This is a genomic window from Streptomyces sp. NPDC019890 (assembly GCF_044903445.1).
Lineage (GTDB): Bacteria > Actinomycetota > Actinomycetes > Streptomycetales > Streptomycetaceae > Streptomyces.
Window position 1 is genome coordinate 1 of sequence record NZ_JBJDQK010000055.1, and the last position, 3,649, is coordinate 3,649.

Here is a 3,649-nt window from a genome sequence, read left to right on the forward strand (position 1 = left end):
CCGCGATCTCCTCGGCGGCCACGCCCATGGCCGCGATCCGCTCGGCCGGGCTCTGCGCGCTCGGCTCACCGGTCGAGCCGCCGAGGGAGACACCGTGCGAGCCGGACTCCAGCTGGAAGCGGATCAGGGCGCGGAGCGAGTCGTGGTCGACGGCTCCGTCGGCCGTGAAGGGGGTGACCACCGGCGCGATGGAACCCCGGATGGAGGACGGGTCACTGCGGAACTTCATGGCTGGTCTCCTTCGCTGTCGCTGTCGCTGTCGCACCACTTCGCGTACGCCGCACGCCACTGGGGACCGAGCGGGTAAAGGCCGTCGACGCTCTGTCCGGCGCGTACCTGCCCGGTGATGAACCGCTCCTGCCGCTCCTGTTCGACGCAGTCGGCGATCAGCTCCCCGGCCAGCTCCGGCGGCACCACCACCACGCCGTCCGCATCACCGACGAGCAGGTCGCCGGGCTGCACCAGCGCACCGCCGCACGAGACGGGGATGCCGGTGTCCCAGGGGACATGGCGGCGGCCAAGCACCGACGGGTGGGCGCCCGCGTGGTAGACCGGCAGTCCGAGAGCGGCGACGGTGGCGCTGTCCCGCACCGCCCCGTCGGTGACGACGCCGGCCGCGCCGCGCCGCAGCGCGCGCAGGGCGAGAATGTCGCCGAGCGTGCCCGCACTGGTGTCCCGGCGGGCGTCCATCACCAGGACGTGGCCGGGGCGCAGCTCCTCGACAGCCCGCTTCTGGGCGTTCATGCCGTTGCCGTACCGCTGGAACAAGTCCTCGCGCAGCGGCAGATAGCGCAGGGTGTGCGCGACGCCCACCATGGTGTCGCCGGGCCGGGTCGGGCGTACGCCATCGATGCTCATGTGCGGCAGAGAGCGTTTGCGCAGCTGAGCACTGAGCGTGGCAACCGCCACGCCGCGCAAGCCCTCCTCGATGCTCTTGTCGAGCAGGGGCTCGGGGACAAACGCCGCGCCCCAGGCGGCGGCACGTTCGGCCGGACCGGCCTTCGGCATCGCGCCCCACGCCTCCAGATCGTGGTCGGCGACCGCAATCGGGGTGCGCAGGCGCCCCGTGCTCAACTCGCCCGACACGGCCTCGACTTCAACCACGTCACCGGGTGAGACCACCGACGCTCCGGCCGGCGTGCCGGTCAGGATCACATCCCCCGGTTCGAGCGTGACCAGCCGTGACAGATCGGCGACCAGATCCGCGAAGGGGAACAACAGGGTGTCGGTGGTGTCGTCCTGCACCACCTCCCCGTTGACCCAGGTGCGCAACCGCAGTGCGCCCGGGTCCAGTCGGCGGGCGTCCAGCAGGCGCGGCCCGATCGGAGTGAAGCCGTCGGCGCCCTTGGACCGCAGGTTGGACCCCTGGTCCGCGTACCGCAGGTCGTACACGCCCGCGTCGTTCGCGGCCGTCACCCAGTGGACGTAGGACCAACCGTCGGCCGGATCGACGCGGTGGGCGCGGCGGCCGATGACCAGCGCGACCTCGCCTTCGAAGGCCAGGAGTTCGCAGCCGCGCGGCCGAAGAAGCGGCTGTCCGGTCCCGGCCAGCGAGGTCGGCGGCTTGAGGAAGTACGACGGCTGGTCGGGGACGCGGCCGCGTTCCCTGGCCCGGCTGCGGTAGTTGAGGTGGACCGCGATCACCTTGCCGGGCGTCCGGCCGAGTGGGTGTGACATGGTTCTCCCTGGCTCAGACGGCGAATTCGGCGGTGTCGGCGAATTCGGCGGTGTCGGCGGTGAAGGCCTTCAGGTCGAACCCGGGGGCGGCGGCCCGTTCGGGGGTCAGCTCGCGGCAGGACGCGAGAAGGCGCCGGGCCGCCATGTGCTCGGCGGGTCGGTTGACGGACTCCACCGCGACCAGTCGGCCGCCCCGGAAGACAAGGGCGGAGAACCGGCCGCTGCCGGGCTCGCCGAGCAGTTGAATATGGTCGTGTCCGGTCGACAACCCGGCGATCTGGAGCTTGAGGCCCTTCTGGTCGCTCCAGAACCAGGGCAGCTCGCGGTAGGAGTGCACCTCGCCGGTGGCAATGAGGCGACCGGTGTGAACGGCCTGGTCCATGGCGTTCTGCACAGACTCAAGACGCACCCGCATGGGGTGGTGGGCGCTGGGGAACCGCGCGCAGTCCCCGATGGCGTGCACCCGGGGGTCGGTGGTACGCAGGGCCGCGTCGACCAGGATTCCGCCGTCCGCCGCCAGTCCGGCCCACTCGGCGAGTTCGCTGTTCGCCAGCACGCCGACGCCGGTCACCACGAGGTCGGCCGGGTGGGTGTGGCCGTCGGTGGTGCGGACCGCGGTGACGTGCCCGCGGCGGCCGAGGAATTCGACGGCGCCGACGCCGAGCCGTATCAGGGTGCCCCTGTCGGCGTGGGCGCGGGCGAAGAACCGGGACACCGGCTCGGTAACCGCTCGGCCCATCAGCCGGTCACCTGCTTCGAGCAGCACCACCTCACCGCCTTGGGCTGAGAAGGCGGCCGCGACCTCAAGACCGACGAATCCGCCGCCGACGATGACGACCGACCGGGCCGATGCCATGCGCTCACGCAATGCCCCTGCGTCGGCCAGGGTGCGCAACGGCAGTACTCCGCCGAGGTCCTCGCCCGGCACGCCAAGGGGTCGGGGGCGGGCACCGGTGGCCAGGACGAGACGGTCCCAGGTCAGGTGCGTTCCTCCGGCCAGCCGCACCCGCCTGCCGGACCGGTCGATCCATGTGACCCGCTCGCCACGCAGCAGTTCGATCGCGCTGTCCCGGTAGAAGGACTCCGCGCGCAGGTTCAGCGTGTGCTCGGGGGCCGAGCCGAGCAGGAACGACTTCGACAGCGGGGGGCGCTGGTAGGGCGGTTCTGGTTCGTCCCCGATGAGGACGATCCGCTCCTGGTAGCCCTCTTGGCGCAGCCTGGCCGCCAGGTGTACTCCGGCCTGGCCGGCGCCGACGATGACCGTGCTCATCGCTGCTTCTCCGGAAGGCGGACCCTGAGGCCGTCGAGGTCGGCAGTGAGTACGATCCGGCAGCTCAGCCGGCTGCCTGGTTCGCGCGGGCAGGCGGTGCAGTCGAGCATCTCGTCCTCGTCGGCGCTGACCGCGGGCAGCAACTCGGCGTCGGGCGGGTCGATGTAGACGTGGCAGGTCGCGCACATCGTCGAACCGCCGCACTCGGCCACGATGCCGACGATTCCCTGGGCCACCGCGGCCTGCATCACGCTGGTGCCCTCGGGTACGTCGAGACGGTCCTGGGAGCCGTCGGGGTACAGATAGACGACTTTCGGCATGATGGTCTCTCCGTTCGATGAAGGTCGGGTGCGCGGTGCCGTCACGGTTCCCAGCGCACCGGCAGGTTGAGGACTCCTCGGAAGACCCAGCCGCCGAGGCGGACGGGTTCGGAGTCGGACAGGCGCAGGCCCGTCAGACGCCGGAACAGCGTGGGCAGGGACACTTGGCCGACCTGGGCGCGGGCGGTCCACGAGCCGAGGCAGAAGTGAGGACCTCCGCCAAAGGCGACGTGCGCGCGGCCCTGACGGTTGATGTCGAAGGCGTCGGGGTCGGCGAAGGCTCTCTCGTCGCGGTTGGCCGAGCCGAGCATCACACCCAGCCGGGCGCCGGCGGGCAGCAGCGTGCCACCCAATTCCACCTCTGTAGTGGTCTGCCGTGGGT

5 protein-coding genes are annotated in these 3,649 nt (G+C 71.4%); all 5 read right to left on the reverse strand.

Annotated elements, in window-relative coordinates; all coding sequences use genetic code 11:
• Window positions 1-229 (reverse strand): dihydrodipicolinate synthase family protein (locus ACI2LP_RS33935; RefSeq protein ID WP_404728386.1); only part of this gene is annotated, 229 nt, incomplete at its 3' end.
• Complete coding sequence (locus tag ACI2LP_RS33940) at window positions 226-1,677, reverse strand: fumarylacetoacetate hydrolase family protein (protein ID WP_404728387.1); 1,452 nt, start codon at window positions 1,675-1,677, stop codon at window positions 226-228. The genes ACI2LP_RS33935 and ACI2LP_RS33940, both read right to left, overlap by 4 nt.
• A 13-nt stretch (window positions 1,678-1,690) precedes the next feature.
• Entirely contained in the window at window positions 1,691-2,947 is a 1,257-nt protein-coding gene (locus tag ACI2LP_RS33945) for an NAD(P)/FAD-dependent oxidoreductase (protein WP_404728388.1), read from the reverse strand.
• Window positions 2,944-3,267, reverse strand: a complete 324-nt coding sequence (locus ACI2LP_RS33950; RefSeq protein ID WP_404728389.1) for a 2Fe-2S iron-sulfur cluster-binding protein — start codon at window positions 3,265-3,267, stop codon at window positions 2,944-2,946. The genes ACI2LP_RS33945 and ACI2LP_RS33950 overlap by 4 nt, the downstream gene beginning before the upstream one ends.
• A 41-nt stretch (window positions 3,268-3,308) precedes the next feature.
• The coding region (locus tag ACI2LP_RS33955) for a cytochrome P450 (protein ID WP_404728390.1) at window positions 3,309-3,649 on the reverse strand (341 nt) is incomplete at its 5' end.